At 66.9% G+C, this 25,802-nt stretch carries 22 protein-coding genes and 2 tRNA genes; 20 read left to right on the forward strand and 4 right to left on the reverse strand.

All coding sequences use genetic code 11. The annotated features are described in order from the left end of the window. Positions 1-39 precede the first annotated feature (39 nt). The 4 genes from FDW83_RS13060 (at position 40) to FDW83_RS13075 (ending at position 3,790) form a co-directional block, all read left to right on the forward strand. Positions 40-111, forward strand: a tRNA-Gln gene (locus FDW83_RS13060). A 128-nt stretch (positions 112-239) separates the two neighbouring features. Next, positions 240-315 (forward strand) — tRNA-Glu (locus tag FDW83_RS13065). 92 nt (positions 316-407) lie between these two features. Next, positions 408-2,180 (forward strand): dynamin family protein, encoded by a 1,773-nt coding sequence (locus tag FDW83_RS13070; RefSeq protein WP_138138527.1) that lies wholly within the window; start codon positions 408-410, stop codon positions 2,178-2,180. Continuing rightward, complete coding sequence (locus tag FDW83_RS13075) at positions 2,177-3,790, forward strand: GTPase (protein ID WP_138138528.1); 1,614 nt, start codon at positions 2,177-2,179, stop codon at positions 3,788-3,790. Before FDW83_RS13070 ends, FDW83_RS13075 begins: the two co-directional genes overlap by 4 nt. A gap of 48 nt (positions 3,791-3,838) precedes the next feature. On the opposite strand, the gene FDW83_RS13080 is transcribed toward FDW83_RS13075, so the two are convergent. Next, on the reverse strand, positions 3,839-4,558 hold the full coding sequence (locus FDW83_RS13080) for an IclR family transcriptional regulator (RefSeq protein ID WP_009356552.1): 720 nt from the start codon (positions 4,556-4,558) through the stop codon (positions 3,839-3,841). 112 nt (positions 4,559-4,670) lie between these two features. On the opposite strand from FDW83_RS13080, the gene leuC reads away from it, so the two are divergent. From leuC to FDW83_RS13110, 6 genes are all read left to right on the forward strand, one after another. Continuing rightward, a complete protein-coding gene (gene leuC, locus FDW83_RS13085) occupies positions 4,671-6,146 on the forward strand; it encodes a 3-isopropylmalate dehydratase large subunit (RefSeq protein WP_138138529.1) in 1,476 nt (491 codons plus the stop codon). A 9-nt stretch (positions 6,147-6,155) separates the two neighbouring features. Continuing rightward, on the forward strand, positions 6,156-6,758 hold the full coding sequence (gene leuD / locus FDW83_RS13090; RefSeq protein WP_138138530.1) for a 3-isopropylmalate dehydratase small subunit: 603 nt from the start codon (positions 6,156-6,158) through the stop codon (positions 6,756-6,758). Between the two features lie 150 nt (positions 6,759-6,908). Continuing rightward, positions 6,909-8,234: a UDP-N-acetylglucosamine 1-carboxyvinyltransferase gene (gene murA / locus FDW83_RS13095; RefSeq protein WP_138138531.1), complete on the forward strand. Its 1,326-nt coding sequence runs from the start codon at positions 6,909-6,911 to the stop codon at positions 8,232-8,234. Positions 8,235-8,245: 11 nt separating this feature from the next. Continuing rightward, positions 8,246-9,019 carry a 1-acyl-sn-glycerol-3-phosphate acyltransferase gene (locus FDW83_RS13100; protein WP_138138532.1) on the forward strand — a complete coding sequence of 258 codons (774 nt, stop codon included), beginning with the start codon at positions 8,246-8,248 and terminating at the stop codon, positions 9,017-9,019. After that, on the forward strand, positions 9,016-10,068 hold the full coding sequence (locus FDW83_RS13105; RefSeq protein WP_138138533.1) for an NAD(P)H-dependent glycerol-3-phosphate dehydrogenase: 1,053 nt from the start codon (positions 9,016-9,018) through the stop codon (positions 10,066-10,068). The genes FDW83_RS13100 and FDW83_RS13105 overlap by 4 nt, the downstream gene beginning before the upstream one ends. Before the next feature lie 2 nt (positions 10,069-10,070). Next, positions 10,071-11,210: a D-alanine--D-alanine ligase family protein gene (locus FDW83_RS13110; protein ID WP_138138534.1), complete on the forward strand. Its 1,140-nt coding sequence runs from the start codon at positions 10,071-10,073 to the stop codon at positions 11,208-11,210. A 24-nt stretch (positions 11,211-11,234) separates the two neighbouring features. On the opposite strand, the gene FDW83_RS13115 is transcribed toward FDW83_RS13110, so the two are convergent. Next, a complete protein-coding gene (locus tag FDW83_RS13115) occupies positions 11,235-11,741 on the reverse strand; it encodes a DUF3515 family protein (RefSeq protein ID WP_138138535.1) in 507 nt (168 codons plus the stop codon). Between the two features lie 237 nt (positions 11,742-11,978). On the opposite strand from FDW83_RS13115, the gene thiL reads away from it, so the two are divergent. The 4 genes from thiL to rsmD are packed head-to-tail and all read left to right on the forward strand — an operon-like array spanning position 11,979 to position 16,891. Next, positions 11,979-12,929, forward strand: a complete 951-nt coding sequence (thiL, locus tag FDW83_RS13120; RefSeq protein ID WP_240720979.1) for a thiamine-phosphate kinase — start codon at positions 11,979-11,981, stop codon at positions 12,927-12,929. A gap of 22 nt (positions 12,930-12,951) precedes the next feature. Further along, the gene (locus FDW83_RS13125) at positions 12,952-13,938 is read left to right on the forward strand and encodes a DAK2 domain-containing protein (protein ID WP_138138578.1); all 987 of its coding nucleotides are present in this window, start codon (positions 12,952-12,954) and stop codon (positions 13,936-13,938) included. Next, positions 13,928-16,201: an ATP-dependent DNA helicase RecG gene (locus FDW83_RS13130; RefSeq protein ID WP_138138537.1), complete on the forward strand. Its 2,274-nt coding sequence runs from the start codon at positions 13,928-13,930 to the stop codon at positions 16,199-16,201. Before FDW83_RS13125 ends, FDW83_RS13130 begins: the two co-directional genes overlap by 11 nt. 60 nt (positions 16,202-16,261) lie before the next feature. Further along, entirely contained in the window at positions 16,262-16,891 is a 630-nt protein-coding gene (rsmD, locus tag FDW83_RS13135) for a 16S rRNA (guanine(966)-N(2))-methyltransferase RsmD (protein ID WP_138138538.1), read from the forward strand. 22 nt (positions 16,892-16,913) lie between these two features. On the opposite strand, the gene FDW83_RS13140 is transcribed toward rsmD, so the two are convergent. Together FDW83_RS13140 and FDW83_RS13145 are read right to left on the reverse strand one after the other, a co-directional pair. Beyond that, positions 16,914-17,714, reverse strand: coding sequence for a spermidine synthase (locus tag FDW83_RS13140; RefSeq protein WP_171027551.1), 801 nt, complete (start codon positions 17,712-17,714; stop codon positions 16,914-16,916). Then, on the reverse strand, positions 17,714-18,943 hold the full coding sequence (locus FDW83_RS13145; protein ID WP_138138539.1) for an aminotransferase class I/II-fold pyridoxal phosphate-dependent enzyme: 1,230 nt from the start codon (positions 18,941-18,943) through the stop codon (positions 17,714-17,716). The genes FDW83_RS13140 and FDW83_RS13145 overlap by 1 nt, the downstream gene beginning before the upstream one ends. A 43-nt stretch (positions 18,944-18,986) precedes the next feature. On the opposite strand from FDW83_RS13145, the gene coaD reads away from it, so the two are divergent. The 6 genes from coaD (at position 18,987) to smc (ending at position 25,792) form a co-directional block, all read left to right on the forward strand. After that, positions 18,987-19,487, forward strand: coding sequence for a pantetheine-phosphate adenylyltransferase (coaD, locus tag FDW83_RS13150; protein ID WP_138138540.1), 501 nt, complete (start codon positions 18,987-18,989; stop codon positions 19,485-19,487). 123 nt (positions 19,488-19,610) lie between these two features. Beyond that, positions 19,611-20,135, forward strand: a complete 525-nt coding sequence (locus tag FDW83_RS13155) for a DUF177 domain-containing protein (RefSeq protein ID WP_138138541.1) — start codon at positions 19,611-19,613, stop codon at positions 20,133-20,135. Between the two features lie 36 nt (positions 20,136-20,171). Beyond that, complete coding sequence (gene rpmF, locus FDW83_RS13160; protein ID WP_009356569.1) at positions 20,172-20,375, forward strand: 50S ribosomal protein L32; 204 nt, start codon at positions 20,172-20,174, stop codon at positions 20,373-20,375. A 21-nt stretch (positions 20,376-20,396) separates the two neighbouring features. Then, on the forward strand, positions 20,397-21,125 hold the full coding sequence (gene rnc / locus FDW83_RS13165) for a ribonuclease III (RefSeq protein WP_138138542.1): 729 nt from the start codon (positions 20,397-20,399) through the stop codon (positions 21,123-21,125). 3 nt (positions 21,126-21,128) lie between these two features. Then, entirely contained in the window at positions 21,129-22,097 is a 969-nt protein-coding gene (mutM, locus tag FDW83_RS13170) for a bifunctional DNA-formamidopyrimidine glycosylase/DNA-(apurinic or apyrimidinic site) lyase (protein WP_138138543.1), read from the forward strand. 107 nt (positions 22,098-22,204) lie between these two features. Further along, positions 22,205-25,792 (forward strand): chromosome segregation protein SMC, encoded by a 3,588-nt coding sequence (gene smc / locus FDW83_RS13175; protein WP_138138544.1) that lies wholly within the window; start codon positions 22,205-22,207, stop codon positions 25,790-25,792. Positions 25,793-25,802 lie beyond the last annotated feature (10 nt).

A 25,802-nucleotide genomic window follows, 5' to 3' on the forward strand; every position in this document is an offset into this window, starting at 1 on the left:
GCAGGGTGAAGGCCCTGAAAACCCGCCCGAAAGTGCCATTGGGATATGGTGTAATTGGCAACACTACGGTTTCTGGTACCGTCATTCTAGGTTCGAGTCCTGGTATCCCAGCTCTGGTCTGCAGGTCAATACGGCAGCAGGACAGAACGGTTCCAAACGGTCCGCCGATTTGAAACCAAAGCACGGTGTGTGAAACAATCACTGAGCTTGACCAGCGGAAACGCTGGCAGGAAGTACACGGCCCCATCGTATAGCGGCCTAGTACGCCGCCCTCTCACGGCGGTAACGCGGGTTCGAATCCCGCTGGGGTCACCAAGGAATGGTCCCGGGCATCAGCCCGGGGCCATTTTGTGTTCCCGGGACCGGCGGTTCCGGCGAATGGACTTCCCAACTGGCATGATGTTCCTGTGACCTCCCGCAACGAGCACGATGACCACGCCCGGCCGGAGCCTGCCGCGGGCGCCGTGGCGCTGCTTGAGGGTGTGCGGGACGGTCTTGCGGACGTGACCTTGCCGCTGGCACTGCCGGATGCGGAGCATGCCCGGCTCGAGGCAGCCAGCGCAGTGCGCCAGCTTGATGACTACATCCTGCCGAGGTACCGGAGCCTGGACGCCCCGCTCCTCGCCGTCGTCGGAGGTTCCACCGGCGCCGGCAAGTCCACCCTCGTCAACGCGCTCGTTGGCCATCCCGTCACCCGTGCCGGCGCCATCCGCCCCACCACCCGCCAGCCCATCCTGCTGCACAACCCGTCCGAAGCGGCGTGGTTCGAGGGCCAGCGCGTCCTTCCCGGCCTCAGCCGGATCCGCGGCGTCCTCGCCGGCGGCAATGTCCCGTCCAGCCGCGCCGGTGCCGAACCGGATGTTGGCGCCATGTCCTCGCTGGTGCTGCTTGCGGACCCCGCCGTGCCGGGCGGTGTTGCCCTCCTCGACGCGCCCGATGTCGACTCCATCTCCGATGAAAACCGGAAGCTTGCCGGGCAGCTGCTGGCCGCCGCGGACTTGTGGATTTTCGTCACCACGGCCAACCGGTACGCCGACGCAGTCCCCTGGAAGCTGCTGCTGAACGCCGCCGCCCGGGACATCATGGTGGCCGTGGTGCTGGACCGGGTGCCGCCGGGCGCGGAGGCGGAGGTCAGCGAAGACCTGCGGGCCCTCCTCAACAGGGAAGGCCTGGGCGGCGCGCAACTGTTCATCATCCCCGAGACGACACTGGATCCCATGGGCATGCTGCCAGAGGGGATGGTCCGCCCGCTGCGGGTGTGGCTGGAGGACCTCGCTGCCGATACCGCCGGCCGTTCGGACGTGGCCCGCCGGACGTTGAACGGGGCCGTCCGCGCCCTGGCAGAACGGGTCTCCCGGATCGCCCAGGCGGCCCGCGAACAGCAGCGCGCAGCTGCCGGCCTTGAAGCCGGGGCCGTCTCGGCCTACGGGGATGCCGCCGGACGCATCATGGAGGCTACACGGGACGGAGCGCTCCTGCGCGGCGAAGTGCTGGCGCGCTGGCAGGACTTCGTTGGCACCGGCGAGTTCTTCCGGAGCCTGGAACAGAACGTGGGACGCTTCCGGGACCGGCTTGGGGCTTTCTTCCGGGGTGAACCGCCGCCCGCGGTCCGCGTGGAGGCGGCCATCGAAACCGGTTTGCAGGCCGTGATCCTGGACGAGGCCGCCAATGCCGCCGAGGAGACGGACCAGCGCTGGCGGGCCGACCCCGCCGGCCGCCGGCTGCTGGGCACAGACGACCTGTCCGGTGCTTCCGCCGGCTTCGCCGACCGGGCGGCGGCGGAAATCCGGGCCTGGCAGGAGGCGCTCATGGAGCTCATCCGCACTGAGGGCCAGGGTAAGCGGACGCAGGCGCGCTGGCTCTCCTTCGGCATCAACGGCCTGGGAGCTGCGCTGATGATTGTGGTGTTCTCGATGACTGCGGGACTGACCGGCCTGGAGATCGGCGTCGCCGGCGGGACCGCCGTCGTCGGCCAGCGCCTGCTCGAAGCGGTCTTCGGCGAGGATGCGGTCCGGCGCATGGCTGAGAAAGCACGTGAAGACCTCGCGGTCCGCTGCCGGCGGCTGCTCGATGAAGAGCAGCAAAAGTTCCTGTCCCGGCTGCCGGACAGGCAGGACATCGCGGACAGCGCCCTCACCGCGCATGCCGATGCCCTTGCCCGGCTGGCGGGCAGCGCGTGAGCCGGCACAGCGGAAGCCGGGAGTCCTCCCGGCTGGACGGCCGGCTGCAGGCGCTCAACGATGCCCGGGAACTCGGGGACGGCGTCCTTCCGGACGAGGCACTCGAGGACGTTGTGCGCGTCCTTGAACGCGCCAGCTCGCGCCGTTCCCTGTCCGCAGACCACACAGTGGTGGGCTTCTTTGGCGCCACCGGCAGCGGAAAGTCGTCGCTTTTCAACGCCGTCAGCGGAGCGGAGATTGCGACGGCGGCAGCGCGCCGTCCCACAACATCGGAACCGTTGGCAGGGGTATGGGGAGTGGACGGCAGTGAGCCCCTCCTCGACTGGCTGGACGTGCGCAGCCGGCACCACGCCGCTCCCGTGGACGGCTTTGCCGACGAGGACACCGGGCTGATCCTGCTGGACCTGCCTGATTTCGACTCCACCAGGGAAGCCAACCGCAAGGTGGTCCAGCGGATGGTCGGCCTCGTTGATGTCATGGTGTGGGTCCTGGATCCGCAGAAATACGCGGACGCTGCTGTCCACAACGGATTCCTCGCCCCGCTGGCATCCCATGGGGCCGTCACACTGGTGGTCCTCAACCAGGCGGACCGGCTCCCGGAACGCGACGTTGCCCCGGTCCTTGAATCCCTGCGGGACATCCTCTCGCGCGACGGCCTCGGCAAGGTCCGCGTGCTGGCCACGTCAGCGGTGACCGGTGCCGGTATCGACGCGCTCCGGGCCGACATACGCCGGGTTGCCCTGCAGCGAAAGGCGCAGTCGCAGCGGCTGGCTGCGGACATCACCAAGGCCACGGCGGATCTTCACGCTGCTTCGGGGGAGGGGGACGCTGCTGGGGTCCGGCCGGCAACAAAGGACCGCCTGGCCGATGAACTCGCAGTGGCGGCGAACGTGCCCGTGGTGGTCCGCGCCGTGTCCCGGTCCTACCGGCTCGAGTCGCTGCGCCGCACCGGCTGGCCCGTCACCCGGTGGCTTGCCCGGTTCCGCCCCGACCCCCTGCGCCGCCTGAATCTTCGCAGTGATGCTTCCGCGGAGTTGAACCGCACCTCCCTGCCGGTTGCCGGTGCACCCGAGCGGGCCCGGACGGACGCAGCCGTGCGTGCCTTTGCCGATGCCGCCAGTGCGGGAGCGCCGGGACCATGGCGTGCTGCTATCAGGAGCGCTGCCCGGGAAGGCCGGGAACGGCTGCCCGATGCCCTGGACCAGGCCATTGCCGGGGCGGATCTGGGTGCGAACCGCAAGTCGTGGTGGTGGGGCCTGTTCAATGTGGTGCAGTGGCTGGCACTGCTGACGGTGCTGGGAGGGCTGGGCTGGCTGGGCGTGCTGGCGGGGCTGGGATACTTCCAGATGCCGGTGCCGGAGGTGCCGCGCGTGGAAGGCTGGCCGGTGCCCACGCTGATGCTCCTGTTGGGTGTGGTGCTGGGTATCGTCCTCGCACTGACAGGCCGTTTCATTGCCGCCGGGGCGGCCGGTGCACGGGCCAGGCGGGCACGCAAGCGCCTGCACACTGCTGTCGCCTTCGTGGCCGGGAAACTCATCGTCGAACCCGTGGAGGTGGAAGTCAGCAGGCTGGCCGCCTTCAACACGGCACTCAGGAAAGCGGCGGGGTAGCCAGGCCTGCTTCGGGCTGCCATCCTTCAGCCTGAAAGGAGGGACGCGTCAGTCGTTGTTCTTGCGCAGCGCCTCGGTGAGGATCCGGCCGGCGTTGCACACCACTTCCGCGTGCAGCCTGCCCGGCTGCCGCGTAAGCCGCTCGATAGGGCCGGAAATGGACACCGCGGCGATGACGCGGCCGGAAGGCCCCCGCACAGGTGCAGAGACGGAGGCGACCCCCGGCTCGCGTTCGCCGAGGCTCTGGCCCCAGCCCCGCCGTCGTACGCCTGCCAGGACGGTGGGTGTGAAGCGGGCGGACTGCAGTCCCTCCAGCAGGCGGTCGTGGTCCTCCCACGCGAGGAGCACCTGGGCCGCGGAACCGGCTTTCATGGAGAGCTGCGTGCCCACTGGAATGGTGTCGCGCAGGCCGATGGGACGCTCGGCCGAGGCCACGCAGACGCGCCAGTCACCCTGGCGGCGGAAGATCTGGGCGCTCTCACCGGTGGCATCGCGCAGCTGCATCAGGACCGGCCCTGCGGAGGCAATAAGGCGGTCCTCGCCGGCCGCCGATGCCAGCTCCACGAGGCGGCTGCCCAGGACAAAGCGTCCCTGGATATCCCGGCTGACCAGGCGGTGGTGGACAAGGGCCAGCGCGAGGCGGTGGACAGTGGGCCGCGCGAGCCCGGTTGCCGCCACCAGCTGCGCAAGGGTCGTGGGGCCGGCCTCGAGTGCATCAAGCACCTGGGCAGCTTTATCAATGACACCGACTCCACTAGAATTGTCCATGTAATGATATTGCCGTCTCAGTATCTGAGATGCAAATCTTTCGGCTGGCGCAGTGTAAGCCGTCCTGATTCAGTTGGATTCATCAGCCAAACAGCAGTGAAGGGAGATGGCCATGGGTAAGACGTTGGCCGAGAAAGTCTGGGACGCGCACGTGGTGCGCAAAGGCGACGGTGCCGGAGCCGATGCCCAGCCTGACCTTCTCTACATCGACCTTCACCTGGTCCACGAAGTGACGTCCCCGCAGGCATTCGAAGGCCTGCGCCTTGCCGGTCGCAAGCTCCGCCGGCCGGACCTGACGATTGCCACGGAGGACCACAACACTCCGACGCTGGACATCGACAAGCCTATCGCCGACCTCACCAGCCGCACGCAGATCCAGACCCTGCGCAACAACTGCGCCGAGTTTGGCGTCCGCCTGCACAGCCTGGGCGACGCCGAACAGGGCATTGTGCATGTTGTGGGTCCGCAGCTTGGACTTACCCAGCCGGGCATGACAGTGGTGTGCGGCGACTCGCACACCTCCACCCACGGGGCGTTCGGTGCGCTGGCGATGGGCATCGGAACCTCCGAGGTGGAACACGTCATGGCCACCCAGACGCTGTCCCTGAAGCCGTTCAAGACCATGGCCATCAACGTCGAAGGGACCCTGCGCGCCGGCGTGACCGCCAAGGACATCATCCTGGCCGTCATCGCCAAGATCGGCACCGGCGGCGGGCAGGGATACGTCCTGGAATACCGCGGTTCGGCGATCCGCGCCCTGTCCATGGATGCCCGGATGACCATCTGCAACATGTCCATCGAAGCCGGTGCGCGTGCCGGCATGGTGGCACCGGATGAGACCACGTACGCGTACATGTTGGGCCGCCCGCACGCCCCCGAAGGCGCGGACTGGGACGCCGCCGTCGAGTACTGGAACACGCTGAAGACCGACGACGACGCCACCTTCGATGCCCAGGTGGACCTGGATGCCGACACGCTGGAGCCGTTCGTCACCTGGGGCACAAACCCCGGGCAGGGCGTGTCGCTGTCCGAGTCCGTCCCGTCCCCGGAGGACTTCGGCGATGAGAACGCCAAGGCAGCCGCCGAGCGTGCCCTGCAGTACATGGGGCTCGAGGCCGGCACCCCCATGAAGGGCATCCGCGTGGACACCGTCTTCCTGGGTTCCTGCACCAACTCCCGGATCGAGGACCTCCGCGCTGCCGCCGACATCATCCGCGGCCGGGAAAAGGACCCCAAAGTCCGCATGCTGGTGGTGCCGGGCTCCGCGCGGGTCCGCCTGGAGGCCGAGGCCGAGGGCCTGGACCGGGTGTTCAAGGACTTCGGCGCCGAATGGCGGTTCGCCGGCTGCTCCATGTGCCTGGGTATGAACCCGGACCAGCTGGAGCCGGGGGAGCGCTGCGCCTCCACCTCCAACCGCAACTTCGAAGGGCGCCAGGGCAAGGGCGGACGCACCCACCTGGTGTCCCCGGTAGTGGCGGCAGCGACGGCCGTGCGCGGCACGCTCAGCTCGCCGTCGGACCTCGGCCCCGCCCCCGAGCCGGTGGCTGAACCCGCCGGAACCGCCATCCCCACCAACGACGCAGCCTAGGACAGACCCATGGAAAAGTTCACCAAGCACACCGGCATTGGCGTCCCGCTGCGCCAGAGCAACGTTGACACGGACCAGATCATCCCGGCGGTCTACCTCAAGCGGATCACCCGCACCGGCTTCGAGGACGCGCTGTTCTCCGCCTGGCGGAAGGATCCTACCTTCATCCTCAACCAGGAGCCCTTCCGGGCAGGATCGGTCCTTGTGGCCGGCCCGGACTTCGGTACCGGCTCCTCCAGGGAGCACGCCGTCTGGGCCCTCAAGGACTACGGCTTCAAGGCGGTCCTCTCCTCCCGGTTCGCCGACATCTTCCGCGGCAACTCCGGCAAGCAGGGACTGCTGGCCGCCCAGGTGGCGCAGGACGACATCGAACTGATCTGGAAGGAACTCGAGAACGCCCCCGGCACCGAGGTTACCGTGGACCTGGAATCCAAGACCGTGGTGTGCGGCAACATCGTTGCGCCCTTCGCCATCGACGATTACACCCGCTGGCGCCTGCTGGAAGGACTCGACGACATCGGTCTCACCCTGCAGCATGAGGCGGACATCACGGCCTACGAGGCAACCCGCCCCTCCTTCAAGCCGAAAACCCTGCCGGCAAAGGTTTCCTAGCCCAATCCCAGCCAGCAATCCCTGATACGCGGGCGCCGCCACACCATGCTGGCGGGGCCCGCGTATTTCGGTTCGGTAACGCGACCTCCTATGCTGGGTTGGAGCCTTTGCAAGGATTATGGGGGCGAGTAATCGTGAGGAAACCGGTATATGAGTAGTGTTCTGACAATCCGCGGCGGAGTCCCGCTTACTGGCCGCGTCAGCGTCCGGGGGGCAAAGAATCTGGTTCCCAAGGCGATGGTGGCCGCGTTGCTGGGCAACGAACCCTCGGTTTTGCGGAACGTGCCTGAGCTCAAGGACGTGGAGGTTGTCACCTCGCTCCTGCAGCTGCACGGGGTGACAGTGGCCAAGGACCCGGTAACCGGCGACCTCACGCTCGATCCCAGCGACGCCAAGACGGCGTCAAGCACGGCGATTGACGCCCACGCCGGCGATTCACGCATTCCCATTCTCCTGTGCGGGCCCCTGATCCACGCGATCGGTGAAGCTTTCATCCCCGACCTGGGCGGCTGCAAGATCGGTGACCGGCCCATCGACTACCACCTGGACGTGCTGCGCCAGTTTGGCGCCGTCGTTGAAAAGCGGCCGGGCGGGATCCACATTTCAGCGCCCAGGGGGCTGCACGGTGCGAAAATTTCCCTGCCCTACCCCTCCGTGGGTGCCACCGAGCAGGTGCTGCTCAGCGCCACCCGCGCCGAGGGCATCACGGAGCTGTCCGGCGCGGCCACCGAGCCCGAGATTATCGACCTGATCGCCGTGCTGCAGAAGATGGGCGCCATCATCAGCGTCCAGACCGACCGGACCATCCGGATCGAGGGCGTCCGCGACCTGGGCGGCTACAACCACCGCGCACTGGCGGACCGGAACGAATCGGCGTCGTGGGCCTCCGCTGCCCTGGTCACCCGCGGCGACATCTTTGTGGAAGGCGCCTCGCAGCGGGACATGATGACCTTCCTGAACACCTACCGGAAGGTTGGCGGCGGGATGGACATCGGCGAGGACGGCATCCGCTTCTACCACCCGGGCGGCAAGCTCAACCCGCTGGTCCTGGAAACGGACGTGCACCCCGGCTTCATGACCGACTGGCAGCAGCCGCTGATTGTGGCGCTTACCCAGGCGGAGGGTGTGTCCATCGTCCACGAAACGGTTTACGAGAACCGTTTCGGCTTCACGGATGCCCTGATCAGGATGGGTGCCAGCATCCAGGTGCACCGCGAATGCCTGGGCAGTGTCCCGTGCCGGTTCGGCCAACGCAACTTCCTCCACTCGGCGGTAATTTCCGGTCCCACCCAGCTGAAGGGAACGGATATCGACGTGCCGGACCTCCGCGGCGGGTTCAGCCACCTGATCGCCGCCCTTGCGGCCACGGGAACCTCCCGTGTGACAGGCATCGACATCATCAACCGAGGCTACGAGCGCTTCACCGAAAAGCTCGCCGGGCTGGGTGCCGATTTCGACATCACCACCACGAAGTAACGGGACGGACCGTGAAGGAATCGGCCAAAAGCAGGGCCACATTCATGTTCATCGCAGCCATCGCCCGCCCGCTGCTGAACCTCATGATGGGTAAGAAGTGGGAAGGTACCGAAAAGCTTCCCGCTGGCGGATTCATCGCCGCGCCCAACCACTGCACCGAGATCGACCCCCTGGTGGTGGGCCATATGCTCTACAACCGGAAGCGCGCTCCGCACTTCCTCGCCAAATCCGGGCTCTTCAATGTGCCTGGTTTGGGTTGGCTCCTGCGGGCCACCAAGCAGGTCCCGGTGGAGCGTTCGACGGCGGGAGCCAACCGCTCCCTGCAGGTCGCCCAGGAGATTGTCGCCGAGGGCGGGGCCATCATCATCTATCCCGAAGGAACGCTCACCCGGGACCCGGACCTTTGGCCGATGAAGGGTCATACGGGCGCCGCCAGGCTTGCCCTCGAAGGCGGGATCCCGGTGGTTCCCATTGCCCACTGGGGCGCCCACGAAGTGTTCCCGCGCTACGGCAAAAAGTTTCACCTGTTTCCGCGGAAATTGTCCCGGGTAGTGGTTGGCGACCCGGTGGATCTCAGCGCCTTCTCCGGCCGGCCCCTGGATAAGGCCACCCTTACGGCGGCCACCGATGCAATTATGGATGCCATCACGGCGCTCCTCGCGGAGCTCCGCGGCGAACAGCCGCCTGCGGAGCGCTGGGATCCGACCCGGCAGCAGCAGGCCAAGCACGGGCGTTTCGTGGAGCGCGGTCAGCAGCAGCCCGGCAACGGGGCGGATGCACAGTGACCTTGGAGGGCAAACTGGCGGGCTCGTCCCGTTCCGTAGCCGTGCTCGGCGCGGGGTCGTGGGGAACCACGTTTGCGAAAATCCTTGCCGATGCCGCCGCGGCGGCCGGTTCCCCCCGGAGCATCCGGGTGTGGGGGCGCCGTGCTGAAGTGGTGGATGAGATCAATGGCCGGCACCGGAATTCGCAGTACCTCAAGGACATCGCGCTTCCGGCCGGCATCACGGCGTCCACCGATGTGGCTGAGGCATTGGAGGGGGCGGACCTTGTTGTCCTGGCAGTACCCGCCCAGTCACTGCGCCCCCAGCTGCGCGGATGGAAGGACCTGATTGCACCAGGGGCCGTCGTCGTATCCCTGATGAAGGGCCTCGAACTCGGCACCGATTCCCGCATGAGCGAGGTCATCAACCAGGAACTGGGGGTGCCCGCGGACCGGATCGCCGTCGTCTCCGGCCCGAACCTGGCGATGGAAATTGCGCGCGAGGAACCCACCGCTTCCGTGGTTGCCTGTTCCGACTCCGCCGTTGCGGGCTGGATCGCCAGGAGCTGCACGGCACCCTACTTCCGGCCCTATACAACGTCTGACGTGGTGGGGGTGGAAATCGGCGGCATCGTCAAGAACGTCATCGCGCTGGCCGTGGGCATCTGCGAGGGCAAGCAGATGGGGGACAACACCAAGGCTTCCGTCATCACAAGGGGCCTTGCGGAAACCTCGCGCCTTGCGCTGGCACTCGGCGGTGACGCGAAGACCATGGCAGGCCTTGCCGGCCTGGGGGACCTGGTGGCAACCTGCTCGTCGTCGCTGTCCCGGAACCATACCGCGGGCCGCCTGCTCGGCCAGGGCCTGACGCTGGACGAGGTGGGACAGAAGATGACCCAGACCGCCGAAGGCATCAAGTCCGGCCAGGCCGTGCACGAACTGGCCGGCAAGCTCGGTGTCGACATGCCCATCACCGCCGCGGTGGTGGCTGTCCTGGCCGGCAAACTGTCCGTTGACCAACTGGGGCCCGTCCTGTTGTCCCGGGAACTGAAACCTGAAGGCGATTACTGACGATGTCCCAGAACAACCAGACCGCAGGGAACCCGTCCAAGCCCCGGGTCGCGGTGCTTTTCGGCGGACGCTCGAGCGAACACGCCGTCAGCTGCGTAACGGCGGCCGGAGTGCTGGGCGCCATCAACAAAGACAAGTACGACGTCATCCCCATCGGGATCGCAAAATCCGGGCAGTGGGTCCTGGCGTCCCCGGACACCTCCCAGTGGTCGCTTGCCGGGTCGTCGCTGCCCGAGGTGGCGCCGTCGGCCGAGACCGTCACGCTGGCGGAAATAGGGGGAGAGCACCAGCTGATCGTGGCGGCGCCCAACGAGGTCCCGCAGGAACTCGGGACTGTTGACGTGGTCTTCCCGCTGCTGCATGGACCGTTCGGTGAAGACGGCACCATCCAGGGGCTCCTGGAGCTTTCCGACACACGCTACGTGGGGGCCGGAGTGCTGGCCTCCGCGGTCGGCATGGACAAGCACTTCATGAAAGTGGTCTTTGAAGCTGCCGGACTGCACGTTGGCCCCTACATCGCGGTGACCGACCGGCAGTGGCGCAAGGACCCGGAAGCTGTCCGTAAGCAGGTGGACCGCCTTGGCTTCCCGGTCTTCGTCAAGCCGGCAAGGGCGGGTTCTTCCATGGGCATCTCCAAGGTTGACTCCCTCGAACAGCTGGACGCTGCCATCGAAGCCGCGCGCCGGCACGACCTCAAGCTGGTCATCGAAGCGGGAATCATGGGCCGCGAAATCGAGTGTGCAGTCCTCGAGGGCCGGGGGACCGACGCGCCCCGCACGTCGATGCCCGGTGAAATTTCCGTTGCCGGCGGCACCCACGAGTTCTATGACTTTGAGGCAAAGTACGTTGAGGACAACGCCGTTGCGCTGAGCTGCCCTGCGGATATCCCCGAGGAAGCCATCGCCCGGGTGAGGGAGCTGGCGGCCGCGGCGTTCGACGCCATCGGTGCCGAGGGTTTGAGCCGTGTGGACTTTTTCTACACGCCCGACGGCGAGATCATCATCAACGAGATCAATACGATGCCCGGCTTTACGCCCAAGAGCATGTACCCGCAGATGTGGGCCGCGTCGGGGCTCAGCTACCCGGACCTGATCGACGAGCTCATCTACCTTGCGTTGAACAGGAAAACCGGGCTCCGTTAATCCCACCCTCCGGGCCCCGTCCACCTACTGGCTCTGCGGCAGGTCCTGCAGCTCTTCCTGCCCCACGCAGCCCCGCGTGGCAGGTACCTCGCCGGCCGGGGCAGCGAGGTCGGCGAGCACGGTCGCCGAACTGATTTTGTCCGGATCCATCAGGATCTCGGTGGCCGGTTCGCGCCCGTAGGTGGTCAAGGTCCACACAGGGTCGCCCTCCTTGATCACCCAGTCGATACCGTTGACCGTCACGCAGCGGTCCGTCGTCGGCCCGGGGGCGTTGACGCCGCAGCGGAGGATGACGAGGGACGGATCGCCCCACGCTGCGGTGGCCTGACTGTTGGTCTTCCTTAGTTTGGCCTCCCCGATCGAGTCCGGCAGAGACACCATCATTGGGGCGCATGCAGGATTGGCAGCGTCACCGGCTGCGGGAACGTCGACGGCGGACGAGCAGCCTGTGAGGGCCACAACAGCGGCCAGGCCCCCGGTCAGGGCCATAGTGGCGGCACGGGCAGGAAGGGAAAGCCGGGGACGGTGCATCAACCCATCATCCCGAATATGGACCCGGCAAGGCCAATCTCTGCCGTCCGCCGCCCACCACACGGGCACAGGTTTTCCGGCCCGCCCGCGATTGTCGCCGCCGCGCTGTAGCGTAGTGCCGTGCCTGAAACGTCCTTAAACAGCAGCGGCCACGCCCGCACGGGTTCCGCGCAGCAGCTTGCTGTTGCCGGGCTTTCCGAAGCCGAGCTGCTGGCCCGGATCTTTCCCCGGCTTTCGATGGGCAGCGGTCACTCCGAAGCCACCCTCCTGGGTCCGGGAGATGACGCCGCCGTGGTGGCCGCAACGGACGGCAGGACCGTCATCAGCATTGATACGCAGGTCCAGGACCAGGACTTCCGTCTCCACTGGCCCAACGGATACTGCACCAGCGGCTTCGACGTCGGCTGGAAGGCCGCGGCGCAAAACCTCAGCGACATCAACGCCATGGGGGCAACCGCCACGTCGATGGTCGTGAGCCTGACCCTTCCACCGGACACACCGGTCAGCTGGGTTGAAGGCCTGGCGGACGGACTGACGGCCGGCATCCGGGAACTGGGGGCGGACCGCTGTTCAGTGGCAGGAGGCGATCTCGGCAGGGGACGCGAAATATCCGTCACCGTCGCAGTCCTGGGAACGCTGGACGGTGGAAACGCCGTCCTCCGCTCCGGAGCCCGGCCGGGCGACGTCCTGGCACTGGCAGGGACCGCCGGACATGCCGCCGCAGGCCTGGCGCTGCTCGAATCGTCCCACAGCGTGGACACCCTCACGACGGAGCAACTCCGTTTTTTGGGCCTGCAGTCCAGGCCCCGGCCGCCCCTTGCCGCGGGTCCTGCCGCCAGGACAGGTGGCGCCACCGCCATGCTCGACGTCTCTGACGGACTGGTCCGGGACAGCCGGAGGCTGGCAGTGGCCAGCCAGGCCGCCGTCCATCTCGACCCGGAACAGGTGGCGCGGCTGGCAGCCGGCCTGCAGCCTGCCGCGGGGCTGCTGGGAGCGGACGCAGTCGGCTGGGTGCTGGACGGAGGCGAGGACCACGGCCTGCTGGCCACATTCCCTTCCGGCGTGCAGCTGCCTCCGGGATTCACTGCGATAGGCTCGGTACAAGCACTGGGAATCGATGAAGGCCCGGGCGTCATGATTGCGGGCCGGTCCGCGGACACCGGGGGATGGGATCACTTTGCACACTAAGGTTGCCGCCAACGCGCAGGCGATGAAGAGGTGGTTGGGCAAGGCTGAAACCACCCTGGGCAATCACAGTGACCGCCTCAACGCCATCAACATCTTCCCGGTGGCGGACGGGGATACCGGAACCAACCTCTACCTGACAGTCCGCGCCGCGGCCCGCTCCCTGGCCGCGGACGGCGACCAGCCCGCCCAGACCGATGTGGGAGCCCTGCTTGCGACCGCCGGGCAGGCTGCCCTGGAGGAGGCCCGGGGGAATTCCGGAACCCTTTTCTCGGTATTCCTGTGCGCAGCCGCCGAACCCCTCGCCGGACACACGCGGCTTACGTCCACACTGCTCGCGGCGGCACTGAACCGGGCACAGATCCGTGCCTGGTCCGCCCTCAGCGATCCTGTACCGGGCACCATGCTGTCCGTTATGGAGGCCGCGGCACGGGCAGCGGCAGCCGTGGATGCGGGACAAAACGGAGACGACAGCAACCACGCGCTTGGCCTTGCCCTTGACGCAGCCGTCGAAGGTGCGCTCGCGGCGGTGATCCAGACCGAGGACCAGCTCGATGCGCTGACCTCGGCCCACGTTGTGGACGCCGGAGGCGTTGGAATGCTCCTGATCCTCGACTGCCTCCGCTCCGCCGTCCTCGGTGAGGAGCTGCAAAGCGAACTCCTCGACGGGCTGCACGGCTACGACGTCGCCGATCCCCACATCCACGCCGACATGCCGGACGACGACGGCGTCGAGGTGATGTGCACCATCAGCCTCTCGCCCCTGAACGCCGCGACCCTCCGGCAGCGGCTCGACGAGATTGGCGAATCAGTCATCATGAGCCAGGTGGGAAGCGGTGCGGATGACCACGGCAACTACCGGTGGCGGGTGCATGTCCATGTTCCCGACGCGGGCCCTGTGGTCGCCATCATCCGCTCCCTGGGTGAGCCGGCACAAATGAGCATCAGCGAGCTCGCGCAGCCACGGAACGCGGATGTCGACGCTGTGAACTCCGGCGGGCATGAACGCTGAGCTTGACCTGCCCCTGGAACGACGGGTCGGCAAACGCTCCGCCGCCGTCATCGAGAAGCACCTGGGCATCACCACAGTGGCGGGGCTGCTGAACTATTTCCCGCGCCGGTACCTCACCCGTGGCGAACTGACGCCCATCAGCGGGATTCCCCGCGACGAGGACGTCACACTCATCGCCCGGGTGCTGTCCACCAGCACCCGGAGCATGCGGGCACGCAAGGGGACCATCACCGACGTCGTCATTTCGGACGACGACGGCCAGTCGGGGCTGCGGCTCGTTGGCGGCACGGACTACCGCGGCAAAGTTCCCGGCACGCTCAAAATCAGCTTCTTCAACGCCTACCGCGCCAAGGCGGAACTGCTGCCCGGCCGGCGCGCCTTGTTCTCGGGCAGGGTCACCAGCTTCAAAGGCTCCCTTGGCCTCACCAATCCGGACTACCACGTCCTGGATGAGGACCCTTTCACCTCCAGCGGACAGGACGCCGGTAAGCTCGCCGCCATGCCCATCCCGGTGTACCCGGCAACCGCCAAGCTTCCCAGCTGGAAAATCCAGAAAGTCATCACGGCGCTGCTCGAAACCGCCGACCTTGAATCCCTGCCGGACCCGGTTCCACCGGCCGTCGCTGAGCGAGAGAATTTCCTTCCCCTCGCAGAGGCCTACCGGCTGATCCACGCCCCCGAGTCCGCCACTGCCTGGACGCGGGCCCGGGACAGGTTCCGCTACCAGGAAGCGTTCGTACTCCAGTCCGCCCTCGCCCGCCGCAGGGCGCAGCTGGCGGCGGAGGAAGCTACCGCCAGGCGCCCCGTGGAGGACGGAGCCCGGGCAGCCTTTGACCGCAGCCTTCCCTTCTCGCTGACCGACGGGCAGGCCGCCGTCGGAAAGACGCTGGCGATGGAACTGGCCCGCGATACCCCCATGAACCGCCTGCTGCAGGGCGAAGTGGGCTCCGGGAAAACGGTGGTGGCCCTACGGGCCATGCTGCAGGTGGTTGACGCCGGGGGACAGGCGGCGCTCCTGGCACCCACCGAAGTCCTGGCCGCCCAGCACTATGAATCGATCCGGCGCACCCTCGGTCCGCTGTCCCGGGACGGACTGCTGGGTCCCCTGGGCGGAGCGGACGGTGCCTCCGTGCAGGTCACGCTGCTGACCGGGTCCATGCCCACGGCGGCACGCAAGCGGGCCATGCTGGATGCAGCCTCCGGCACGGCCGGGATTATCATCGGGACCCATGCCCTGCTTAGCGACAACGTCTCGTTCTATGACCTTGGCCTGATCGTGGTGGACGAGCAGCACCGGTTTGGCGTGGAGCAGCGCGACGCTCTGCGGGCGAAAGCGCGGAAGCCGCCGCATCTCCTGGTCATGACCGCCACCCCCATTCCCCGCACTGTTGCCATGACGGTTTTCGGTGACCTTGAGACATCCATGCTCGATGAGCTGCCCAAGGGCCGTGCTCCCATCACCACGCACCTGGTGGGGCTCGCCGAGAACCCCGCCTGGGCCGGGCGCATCTGGGCACGTGCCCGCGAAGAAATCGACGCCGGCCACCAGGTGTACGTCGTATGCCCCAAGATCGGCACCGATGACGACGGCGACTTCAGCCCCGGGGAGGCCGAGCCCGCCGGCCTGGAGGGGGAGGACAACGCACGCGAATTGGCGTCGGTGACGGCCGTCGTCGAACACCTGCTCGCGGAGCCGTCCCTCTCCGGGGTTCCGTTGGCTCCGCTGCACGGACGGCAGGATCCCGAGGTGAAGTCTGCCACCATGGCCGGGTTCGTGGACAACAGTGTCAAATTGCTGGTTTCCACCACAGTGATCGAGGTGGGCGTCGATGTCCATAACGCAACGCTGATGGTGATTTTGGATGCTGACCGTTTCGGTATCTCGCAGCTGCACCAGCTTCGCGGCCGGGTGGGCCGGGGCGGCCTGCCGGGAACCTGCCTGCTGGTCACGGCACTGGAACCGGGGCACCCCAGCCGGCGGCGGCTTGAAGCAGTGGCCTCCACCACTGACGGGTTTGTGCTCTCCCATGAAGACCTGAAGCTCCGCCGCGAGGGTGACATCCTGGGAGCCTCCCAGTCCGGCGGGCGCTCCACCCTGAAACTGCTGCGCGTCCTGGAACACGGGGACGTCATTGCAAGGGCACGGGAGGATGCACAGGACATTGTGGGCAAGGACCCCCTCCTGTCCCGCCACCCGGAACTGGCCGATGCCATCGACAAGTACCTCAATCCGGAGAAGGAGGCGTTCCTTGAGCGCGGCTGACCGAACCTTGGATGCGGACGGTGCGCAGTCCGCGGGACCAGGCATACCCGGGGGGACCCCATGAGCAGGATCATCGCCGGAGCGGCGGGCGGCACGCCGTTGTCTGCCGTTCCCGGTTCCCTTACCAGGCCTACCACCGACCGCGTCAAGGAGGCGCTGTTCTCCCGGCTTGACGCGTTCGACGTCATCGCCGGTGCCAGGGTGCTCGACCTGTACGCCGGCTCGGGTTCCCTGGGGGTGGAAAGCGGGAGCAGGGGTGCGCAGGCAGTGGAGCTCGTGGAATCCGACGCCAAGGCAAGCGCCGTCTGCCAGCGGAACGCCGACCTCCTCAATGGCGTCCTGGGGCGCAAGGCCGTGACGGTCCACCGGTCCAAGGTCGAACCGTTCCTGGACCGGGCAACCCCCGGGGACACGTGGGACCTGGTCTTCCTCGACCCGCCCTATCCCCTGGAGGAGACGGCGCTGTCCGCCGTGCTTTCCAAGCTCGCCGCGCACCTGGCGCCGTCGGCCGTCGTTGTGGTGGAACGCTCGTCCCGGTCTCCTGAACCGGAATGGCCGGAAGCGCTCACCCGCTTCGCAGAAAAGAAATACGGGGAAACAAGGCTGTGGTTTGCCGAACCGTACGTTCCGGATGCCATTGACCGGGACGATATTTCGGCGGTGGAAGAGGCGGAAACGGCCGGGCCGTAGGTGTCCAGGCCGCCACGCAGCACTACGGCCGCGGCTGACCCGTAAACGGATCCAGGTCCACGCCGGCAAGGACCGTGGCGGGGTGGGGTCCCCGGGCGGCCAGTTCCGCCGTCCACTCACCGGGCCAGGGCACCTGGGTTCCGGCGAGGATGATGTTGCCGGGGTATCGTCCCTGGAACATCCCTGCTTCGGCAAAGGCCGCCACATCCGTCATCACCTGCCGCATGGCCGCCACCTGGCTGCGGACAAGCGTCAGACCCGGCTCGTCGCCCACGTTGACAATCAGCACCCCGTCCGGCGCAAGCCTTGCCTGTACCTCCCGGTAGAAATCGGTGCAGGCGATGTGGGCGGGAGCGTCCGGCCCCGAAAAGATGTCCAGGATGACGACGTCGAAGGCGGATTGAGGATCCAGCTGACCGAGTGCCGCCCGGGCATCACCGGTGATGGTATGCAGGTCCGTTCCTTCGGGAAGGGGGAGCTGCCGCAGGACGAAGTCAAGCAGCTCACGTTCCAGCTCGACGGCGTACTGTACGGACCCTGGCCGGGTGGCCTGGATGTAGCGGGCCAGCGTCAGGGCGCCGGCGCCCAGGTGCAAAGCCCGGACCGGGGCTCCGGAAGGCGCGGCAAGGTCAACCAGGTGTCCGATCCTTCGGAGGTACTCGTAAAAGATCTCCTCGGGGTGGGCCAGGTTGACATGGGACTGCTCGGCCCCACCGATGCTCAGCACGTAGCTGCCTTCAGTGAAGGCATCCGGTTCGATGGAGGCGTGCTGGCCGGTGGTGCGCAGGAACCTGGCCGCCGGGCCCCGGCTGCCCCCGGACATCAGAGCTTTCGGCCCAGCGTTGCGAGCCGACCGGCGGCCTCCTCCAGGACCGCCGTCTTCTTGCAAAACGCGAAGCGGAGCAGGCTCCGCGTCCGGTCAGCCCCCTCGGGATGGCAGAACACGGGCACCGGTATCGCTGCAACGCCGACAAGCCCTGGAAGCCGCCTGGCCAGGTCCACGGAGTCGGTGATTCCCAACGGGGCGGTGTCTACGTTGACGAAGTAGGTGCCCTGCGGCGTGAAGACGTCGAATCCTGCCGCGCGCAAGCCTGCGCTGAGGATGTCCCGCTTGCGCTCAAGGTCTGCCGCGATCCCGTCATAGAAGGCATCCGGCAGCGCAAGGCCAGCGGCGATGGCCGACTGGAACGGGGTCCCCGAACTATAGGTCAGGAACTGCTTGACAGTCCGGACTGCGGCCACCAGATCTTCCGGACCGGACAACCAGCCGATTTTCCAGCCTGTCAGGGAGAACGTTTTTCCGGCCGACGAAATGGTGATGGTGCGCCCTGCAGCCCCGGGCAGGGATGCGACGGGAACGTGGCGGACGCCGAACGTCAGGTGCTCATAGACCTCGTCCGTGACGACGACGCTGTTGTGCTGTTCCGCCAGTTCCAGTATCCGCTGCAGCACCTGCCGCGGAAAAACAGCCCCGGTAGGGTTGTGCGGATTATTGAGCAGCACCACGCGGGTCCGCCCGTTGAAGGCGGACTCGAGCGCTGCCATGTCCGGCAGGAAATCAGGAGCCAGCAGCGGCGCAGTGACGTGGGTGGCCCCGGAGAGCCCGATGACAGCGCCGTAGGAATCGTAGAAGGGCTCGAAGGTCAGCACCTCGTCGCCGGGACCGGCGAGGGCAAGGAGCGAGGCTGCGATGCCTTCGGTGGCGCCCGTGGTAACGATGACTTCCGTCGCGGGGTCGGGGGTGAGTCCGTAAAAGCGTTCCTGGTGCGCGGACACGGCTTCGCGCAGTTCGGCGATGCCCTTGCCGGGGGCATATTGGTTTGCTCCTGCCGCGATGGCGGCCCGTGCGGCTTCCCGGATTTCCAGGGGACCGTCCTCGTCCGGGAAGCCCTGGCCCAGGTTGATTGCGCCGGTCTCGAGGGCCAGGCTGGTCATCTCCTCAAAAATGGTGACGCCCAGTCCGCCGTCGGGCGCCAGGAGGTTGGCGCCGAGTGCCGTGCGCTGCCAGGGAGCAGGAGCCGTGGGTGCGGAAAGTTCCCGTCGAGGATGCATCCAGTCATGGTATCCCGGGCTTTTCATGGGGTAGTTTCAAAGCATGAGACGAGCTGTGTGCCCCGGATCCTTCGACCCCATCCACAACGGCCATCTTGAAGTGATTGCGCGGGCCGCAGGGCTCTTCGACGAGGTGATCGTGGCGATCTCCACCAACTACGCCAAGAAGTACAGGTTCACGCTGGACGAACGGCTGGACATGGCGCGGGAGACCCTGGCCTCGCTGAAGGGCATTGTGGTTGAGCCTGTGGGGGATGGCCTGCTTGCCGAGTACTGCCGCCAGCGCGGTGTCTCCGCCATCGTCAAGGGCCTGCGCTCGTCGTCGGATTTCGACTACGAGCTCCCCATGGCCACCATGAACCGCCAGCTGAGCGGGGTGGAAACGGTGTTCCTGCCCGCCGAGGCCCACTACGTCCACCTCTCTTCCACGCTTATCAAAGAGGTGGCAAGCCTTGGTGGCAGCGTGTCCGATTACGTGCCGCGGTCCGTCCACCGCAGGATGCTCGCTGGCGAGTCTGCGGCAGATCAGCAGCCAAGACGGTAGGCTTGTCCGGTACCTCTGAGCAGCCGGTATGCCGGTTTGAGTCCCTGTGGTTCTTCAGGCTAAGATGGTACGTCGGTCATATGTTCAACAGGAGTTCTCATTAAAAGAGATGCTGGTTCGCCCTTGGTGTTCGACGTCAAGGACCTCGGGCGCAGCCCGGGAAGCATGCGGACGCTGAAGGAACATGTACCCGCACCAAGTGACCTTGGTGTGCCGCTCATTGGCGTTCAGGAAGGCTCGGATGTCGAGCTGGACCTGAGGCTTGAGGCCGTACACGAAGGAATCCTGGTATCAGGAACCGTGCTCACCGAAGTAACCGGTGAGTGCAGCCGATGCCTGGATCCCCTTGAGTATGACCTTGAGGTCAATGTGCAGGAACTTTTCTTCTACGAAGGCACCGAGCTTTCGTACGAAGAAGGTGATGAAGAGCAACGTCGAGTCGAGCACGATCTAATCGATCTTGAACCGGTGTTGCGGGACGCGGTTGTTACGCAGCTGCCGTTCCAGCCGGTGTGCCGGGAAGACTGCCAGGGCCTATGCTCCGAATGCGGAGTCCGCCTGGAAGACGAGCCGGGGCACCACCACGAGGTCCTGGATCCTCGCTGGGCTGCCCTAGCTGATCTGGCTAAGCCTGACCGGCAAAATTGATCTGTACGTGTTTGTCTAGAGAGAAATGAGTTAGCCGTGGCTGTTCCCAAGCGGAAAATGTCTCGCTCGAATACCCGCGCCCGTCGCTCGCAGTGGAAGGCGACCGCCCCCCACCTGGTGAAGACCGTCGAGAACGGCCAGGTCACCTACAGCCTGCCGCACCAGGCCAAGGTCGTCACTGACTCTGCCGGCACCGCGCTGTTCCTTGAGTACAAGGGCCGCAAGGTCGCTGACGTCTAATCGGCCGCTCGGGCTGACCTGATGTCTTCAACTGAAGAGCTTTTGAAGCGTCTCGGTGTCTCTATTGACGCCGGGACGCTTCGTCTTGCGCTCACGCACCGTTCGTATGCCTACGAAAACGGCGGCATACCCACCAATGAGCGGCTGGAGTTCCTGGGTGACTCCATCCTCGGCTTCTCGGTGACGGACGCCCTCTACCGGGACCATCCGGACCTTCCCGAAGGCGATCTGGCAAAACGCCGCTCAGCCGTTGTCAGTACGCGTGCCCTGGCGAACATCGGCCGCAGCCTCGGCATTGGGGACTACATCTACCTGGGACAGGGCGAAAAGCTCACCGAGGGCAAGAACAAGGCATCCATCCTCGCCGACACCATGGAAGCGCTCATTGGTGCAACCTACGTGTCGAACGATATCGAGACCGCCCGCCAGCTGGTCATGCGGCTGATCGGGCCCCTGCTGAAGGATGCGGCAGTGCTCGGCGCCGGAACGGACTGGAAAACCAGCATCCAGGAGCTGGCGGCCAGCCGCCAGCTGGGCACCATCCACTACGCCGTTGACGGTGCCGGTCCCGACCACGCCCGGACCTTCACTGCGGTCCTGAACATTGGCGGGAACGCCTACGGCAAAGGTATGGGCCACTCCAAGAAGGAAGCGGAGCAGGAAGCCGCCGCCGACGCCTGGCGCGTCCTCACCGCCGCCGGTTCTGCCGGAGATGCCGGCGGTCCCGCCGGCTCCGTGGCCGCCAAGTAGCCCATGCCCGAACTCCCCGAGGTGGAAGTGGTCCGCCGCGGCCTGGTGAGCTGGGTCCGCGGGCGGACCATCGACTCCGTCGACGTCCTTGATGCCCGCTCCATCCGCCGGCACGCGCTCGGTCCCGGAGACTTCATCGGCAACCTCGAAGGTGCCGTCGTTGCCGATGTTGTCCGTCGCGGGAAGTTCCTGTGGATGCCGCTGTTGGACAGCAGCCCGGGAGCCCCGGGAACGCCCGGGAGTAACCCGCATCCCTCAGCGGCGCTAATGGCGCACCTGGGAATGAGCGGGCAGCTTCTCATGCAGGACCCGGACGTGCCGGACGAGAAACATCTCAAGGTACGCCTCCGGCTCAGCGCCCGGGACGGCATGCCGGAACAGCTGCGCTTCGTCGACCAGCGGATCTTTGGAGGCCTGTTCGTCACCTCACTGGTACCCACGGACGACGGCGGTCCGGGAGGCCTTGCGGAATCCCCCCTTCCCCTGATCGCCGAAGAGGCCGCGCACATTGCCCGCGACCCGCTGGACCCGAACTTCTCCTTTGACCAGTTCTACCGGCGGCTCCGCAAGCGTAAAACCGGCCTCAAGCGGGCCCTCCTGGATCAGGGGCTGGTCTCCGGCATCGGCAATATCTACGCGGACGAAGCGCTCTGGCGTGCCGGGCTGCACTACGCCCGGCCAACGGACACACTCCGAAGAAGCGAAGCCGAACGGGTCCTGCAGAGCGCCCGTGAAGTGATGGTGGACGCCCTCGCAGCCGGCGGCACCAGCTTCGACTCCCTGTACGTCAACGTCAACGGTGCGTCCGGATACTTCGGCCGCTCCCTCAATGCCTACGGCCGTGAAGGGGAGCCGTGCACGCGGTGCGCGGCTGCGGGAATCCACGCCACCATCCGCAGGGAACAGTTCATGAACCGCTCGTCCCACACCTGCCCTGTGTGCCAGCCCCGACCGCGCAACGGACGCTGGTAGCAGGCAATCCACAGGACAGGCCGCACGCGTCCGGGATTTCTGCCCGCAACGCAGTAGATTTGGGACTGCGACGCGACAGCTACAGCCACCCAGGAGACCCCAAAGCCTTGCACCTCAAAAGCCTTACCGTCCGGGGGTTCAAGTCTTTTGCGTCCGCCACCACCTTTGACTTCGAACCCGGGGTCACCGCGGTTGTCGGCCCCAACGGCTCCGGCAAGTCGAACGTCGTCGACGCGCTCGCCTGGGTGATGGGCGAACAGGGGGCCAAGACACTCCGCGGCGGCAAGATGGAAGACGTCATCTTCGCGGGGACATCGGGCCGCCCTCCGCTCGGGCGTGCCCAGGTATCGCTGACCATCGACAACACCGACGGTGCCCTGCCCATCGAGTACAGCGAAGTCACCATCTCCCGGACCCTGTTCCGCACCGGCGGGTCCGAGTACGCCATCAACGGCGCCGCTTGCCGCCTGCTCGATATCCAGGAGCTGTTGTCCGATTCCGGCCTGGGCCGGGAGATGCACGTCATCGTGGGACAGGGCCAGCTGGACCGCGTCCTGCATGCCACACCGGAGGACCGCCGGGGCTTCATCGAGGAAGCGGCCGGCATCCTGAAGCACCGCCGCCGCAAGGAACGCACGGTCCGCAAGCTTGAGGGTATGCAGGCCAACCTGCAGCGGCTTACCGACCTCACGGGCGAGATCCGCCGCCAGCTCACCCCGCTTGGCAAACAGGCCGAGGTTGCCCGGCGGGCGCAGCGGGTCCAGTTCGATGTCCGGGACGCCCGCGCCCGGCTCCTCGCCGACGACCTCGTCCAGCTGCAGCTGGCCCTGGAACAGGATGTGGCTGACGAGGCCGCCCTGAAGGCGCGTCGGACCGCCGTCGAACAGGAACTCGAGGCCGGGAGGAGGCAACAGGCAACACTCGAGCAGTTGGCTGCCGAGGCCACGCCTAAGCTCAATGCCGCAAGGGATACCTGGTACCAGCTGTCCTCAGCCCGCGAGCGGCTCCGTTCGCTGGGATCGCTGGCCCGCGAGCGGAGCCGGCTCCTCGGCTCCGCCGATTCCGCGCCTGCCTCCGGCCGGGACCCGGACCAGCTGGAACGGCAGGCTGCCAGGGTCCGCGCGGAGCTTGCAGAGCTTGAGCGGTCCATTGTGGACAGGCGCAGCGCACTGGAAGCCGCCACCGCGGCAAAGGCCGAGGCTGAGCAGGCCGCGCATGCGGAGGACCGCCGGCTCACCGCTGAACTCCGTGCTGTGGCTGACCGGAGGGAAGGGCTGGCACGTTTGGCCGGGCAGGTGGCAGCTGCCCGGTCACGGGTTGAATCCGCACAGGCCGAACTCGGCAGGCTGCGGGAGGCGCTCACTGCCGGCGTGGAGCGGCGCGCCCGCGCTCAGGAGGAGTTTACGGCCCTGGAAAACCAGGTGGCGGGCGTTGAGGAAGGCGAAGAAACCCTCGACGCCGACTACGAGGCCGCAAGCGCCGCGCTGGACGCCGTCATTGCAGAAATCTCCGACCTCAAGGCAGCCGCCAGTGAGGGAATCCGGAAGCGTGATGCCCTGGCGGCACGGAGGGATGCGTTGAAACTGGCCCTGGACCGCAAGGACGGCGCCGGCCATGTCCTCCAGTCCGGGATCCCGGGCGTCCAGGGACGTATTGCCGGGGAGTTGACAGTGGAGCCCGGCTTTGAAACGGCCATCGCCGCAGCCCTCGGGGAAGCCTCCGAAGCTGTCCTGGTCCGGGACTCCGGGACAGCAGCGGCGGTGCTGGAACTGTTGAAGACCGACGATGCCGGCCGGGCCTCGCTGCTCCTGCAGTCTGCTGCGGATGACGTCGTCCCGGGAACAGCCGTGGGTATCCTGCCCGCAGGTGCCCGCCCGGCCGGCAGCCTGCTGCACGGCGGCGGTCCGTACACGGCATTGGCCCGGCACCTGTTGTCCCGGACCGCCGTCGTTCCCGACGCCGGGGCTGCCGCAGCGCTCGTGTCCAGCCAGCCTGCGCTGACCGCCGTTACCGCTGCCGGTGACGTCTTCACCGCGGTGTCGGTGACGGGCGGATCGGCAAAGGCTCCCTCGCTGCTTGAAGTCCAGGCAGCGGCGGACGACGCCGACAAGCAGCTGTCGGAGGTCACGTCCGCCATCGAGCAAAACAGGTTCGCTCTCGCCGCTGCGGAAGCACGGCGCGCCGGGGCACAGGAACGGGCCGACGCCGCCCTCGACAAACTGCACGACTCCGATGCGCGCCTCGCGGCAGTGGCGGAACGCCTGGGCCACCTGAACTCGGTGCTCCGCAGCGCGGTCGGTGAAAGCGACCGGCTGGCCGCTTCACTGGCCAGGGCAGAAGCACATGTGGTGGCGGAGGAGGAAGCCCTCGCTGCCATCACCGCGCGCCTCGCCGCCGCCCAGGAGGTGCCGATGGAGCAGGAGCCGTCCACGGAACAGCGCGATGCCCTCGCGCAGGCAGCGTCCTCCGCCCGGTCCGCCGAGGTGGAGGCAAGGCTTTCCCTGCGGAGCGCCGAGGAACAGTTGTCCGCCACCCGCAACCGGGTGGCGTCCCTGGAGCGCGCTGCAGCCACCGAACGCCGCGCCCGAGAGGAAGCCGCCGAACGGGCGCGGCTCCGCCGCATCCAGGCCCGGCGTTCCTCTGCAGTCTCCGAGGCCGTGGAGCTGGCACTCCGCCACGTGGATGTCTCCGTCGCCCTGGCCACGCACGAACGCGACCTCGCCGAGGAGAACCGCGAGCAGCGCGACCAGGCCCTGAAGGAAGCCAAGACAGCCACCGAAGCCCTGGCCAGGGAACTCGCCGACCTCACGGACGATGTCCACCGCGACGAGCTGGCGCGGGCCCAGCAGCGGGCCCGGATCGAAGCGCTGGAGACCCGCTCCGTTGACGAACTTGGAATCACCGCCGAGGCCCTGGTGGAAGACTACGGACCGCATGTCCCGGTGCCGGTTCCGGCAGAGGACAGCGGCGACAAGTGGGCAGCCCTGCGCACCCCGGTGGATGCCGGCGGACAGGAGATCCGGGAGGGAAAGCCCTACGTACGCGCGGAGCAGGAGAAGCGCCTGCGGAAAGCCGAACGCGATCTCGCCAGCCTCGGCAAGGTGAATCCGCTGGCGCTGGAGGAATTCGCAGCGCTGGAAGAGCGCCACCAGTTCCTCAGCGCGCAGCTTGAGGACCTGAAGGCGAGCCGGAAGGACCTGCTGGACATCATCAAGGAAGTGGACGACAGGGTCCAGCGCGTGTTCGCCGAGGCCTTCGAGGATACGCAGGCACAGTTCACCAGGGTTTTTGAGCGGCTGTTCCCCGGCGGTGAAGGCCGGCTCGTCCTCACCGACCCCGCCGACATGCTCACCACGGGCATCGAGGTGGAGGCCCGGCCCGCCGGCAAGAAGATCAAGAGGCTTTCGTTGCTGTCCGGCGGCGAACGCTCCCTGACGGCGGTGGCCCTGCTGGTCGCCATCTTCAAGGCCCGGCCTTCGCCCTTCTATGTGATGGACGAGGTGGAGGCCGCCCTGGACGACACCAACCTGGGCCGGCTGATCACGATCTTCGAGGAGCTCCGGGAGTCCAGCCAGCTCATCGTCATCACCCACCAGAAGCGGACCATGGAAGTGGCGGACGCGCTCTACGGGGTCACGATGAGGGGCGACGGCGTCTCCACGGTGATCAGCCAGCGGCTGGGCGCGGACGCGTAGCTTCGGGCGG

This window comes from Pseudarthrobacter sp. NamE2, from assembly GCF_005796205.1.
Classification (GTDB): Bacteria; Actinomycetota; Actinomycetes; order Actinomycetales; family Micrococcaceae; genus Arthrobacter.

Coding starts and splice junctions, on each gene's coding strand:
- FDW83_RS13080 (WP_009356552.1), bottom strand. CDS start 4,558: ATGGACAATTCTAGTGGAGTCGGTGTCATTGATAAAGCTGCCCAGGTG.
- leuC (WP_138138529.1), top strand. CDS start 4,671: ATGGGTAAGACGTTGGCCGAGAAAGTCTGGGACGCGCACGTGGTGCGC.
- leuD (WP_138138530.1), top strand. CDS start 6,156: ATGGAAAAGTTCACCAAGCACACCGGCATTGGCGTCCCGCTGCGCCAG.
- murA (WP_138138531.1), top strand. CDS start 6,909: ATGAGTAGTGTTCTGACAATCCGCGGCGGAGTCCCGCTTACTGGCCGC.
- FDW83_RS13110 (WP_138138534.1), top strand. CDS start 10,071: ATGTCCCAGAACAACCAGACCGCAGGGAACCCGTCCAAGCCCCGGGTC.
- FDW83_RS13115 (WP_138138535.1), bottom strand. CDS start 11,741: ATGCACCGTCCCCGGCTTTCCCTTCCTGCCCGTGCCGCCACTATGGCC.
- thiL (WP_240720979.1), top strand. CDS start 11,979: ATGGGCAGCGGTCACTCCGAAGCCACCCTCCTGGGTCCGGGAGATGAC.
- FDW83_RS13125 (WP_138138578.1), top strand. CDS start 12,952: ATGAAGAGGTGGTTGGGCAAGGCTGAAACCACCCTGGGCAATCACAGT.
- FDW83_RS13130 (WP_138138537.1), top strand. CDS start 13,928: ATGAACGCTGAGCTTGACCTGCCCCTGGAACGACGGGTCGGCAAACGC.
- rsmD (WP_138138538.1), top strand. CDS start 16,262: ATGAGCAGGATCATCGCCGGAGCGGCGGGCGGCACGCCGTTGTCTGCC.
- FDW83_RS13140 (WP_171027551.1), bottom strand. CDS start 17,714: ATGTCCGGGGGCAGCCGGGGCCCGGCGGCCAGGTTCCTGCGCACCACC.
- FDW83_RS13145 (WP_138138539.1), bottom strand. CDS start 18,943: ATGCATCCTCGACGGGAACTTTCCGCACCCACGGCTCCTGCTCCCTGG.
- coaD (WP_138138540.1), top strand. CDS start 18,987: ATGAGACGAGCTGTGTGCCCCGGATCCTTCGACCCCATCCACAACGGC.
- rnc (WP_138138542.1), top strand. CDS start 20,397: ATGTCTTCAACTGAAGAGCTTTTGAAGCGTCTCGGTGTCTCTATTGAC.
- mutM (WP_138138543.1), top strand. CDS start 21,129: ATGCCCGAACTCCCCGAGGTGGAAGTGGTCCGCCGCGGCCTGGTGAGC.